Source organism: Sulfoacidibacillus thermotolerans, from assembly GCF_003144315.1.
Taxonomy (GTDB): Bacteria; Bacillota; Bacilli; order Alicyclobacillales; family SLC66; genus Sulfoacidibacillus; species Sulfoacidibacillus thermotolerans.
Genome location: NZ_MPDK01000090.1, coordinates 1 through 1,031 on the forward strand (window position 1 = coordinate 1; position 1,031 = coordinate 1,031).

The window sequence follows — 1,031 nt, forward strand, 5'->3', positions numbered from 1 at the left end:
GGGATTTTTATGGTTTGCTAGGCGTAAAACTGGAAAAAACAAAACAAAATTTGTATTGTTTTTTCCAGTTCTCAAAGAACAAAAACACACAGCAACATATTTTTGCACAGGGTGTAGTTTTAACCGACACCCTTGGTTGGCGCACCAAAAAAAGCGTGCACCAGAAGTCACTAGAACACACAAGTGAGTAAAATGGCTTTTCGGAAGACAAAAAAGCGTGCACCAGAAGTCACTAGAATGTACAAATGAGCAAAATGGCTTTTCGAAAGACAAAAAAGTGTGCACCAGAAGTCACTAGAACACACAAGTGAGTAAAATGGCTTTTCGGAAGACAAAAAAGCGTGCACCGGAAGTCACTAGAATGCACAAATGAGCAAAATGGCTTTTCGAAAGACAAAAAAGTGTGCACCAGAAGTCACTAGAACACACAAGTGAGTAAAATGGCTTTTCGGAAGACAAAAAAGCGTGCACCGGAAGTCACTAGAATGTACAAATGAGCAAAATTGCTTTTCGAAAGATAAATACTTACCCCGCCCCTCTTGGTTGAGGGGTACTGCCACTGTCAGTCCCCTTAGCGATTTCACACTCAAATCAAATCTTGAAAGGAAGTAGAAGCTGATGAACAAAGATGCTTTGCTCTCGGTTGTAAAAGAAAAAACTGGCGTACCTAAAACAGAATTAGAAACTTTGTGGGCGGCGTTCCAAGCAACAATCGCCGAAGAATTGAAAGCTGGCGGTGAATTCACGATTGCGGGCGTCGGCAAACTAAAAGCCATAACACGCGCTGCGCGAACCGGTCGCAACCCACAAACTGGCGAAGCAATCGAGATTCCGGCCAAACGCAGTGTAAAGCTGGTTGTTAGTTCGAAGTTTTGATCGATTTTCCGCCAATTCCGGCCGAATTTTCGGGTTGGCGGTATATTCCAACCTGCACATTCCCTGTGCAGAATCATTGCACCCTATACGGTTCACTTTATACGTTTCGCCTCCTATCTCCCTCCTGAGCGCAATAGATATTTTCTATTGCGCTC

General features: G+C 43.5%; 2 protein-coding genes. Both read left to right on the plus strand.

Annotation, left to right across the window (positions count from 1 at the left end):
- A partial coding sequence (locus tag BM613_RS15435) for a hypothetical protein (protein WP_219930727.1) occupies nt 1-191 on the plus strand: 191 nt, incomplete at its 5' end.
- A gap of 427 nt (nt 192-618) precedes the next feature.
- Nucleotides 619-876 (plus strand): HU family DNA-binding protein, encoded by a 258-nt coding sequence (locus BM613_RS14585; protein WP_109431864.1) that lies wholly within the window; start codon nt 619-621, stop codon nt 874-876.
- The last annotated feature ends 155 nt before the right edge of the window (nt 877-1,031 follow it).

Excerpts from the sequence above, each read along its gene's own strand:
- BM613_RS14585 (WP_109431864.1), top strand. The coding sequence starts at position 619 with ATGAACAAAGATGCTTTGCTCTCGGTTGTAAAAGAAAAAACTGGCGTA.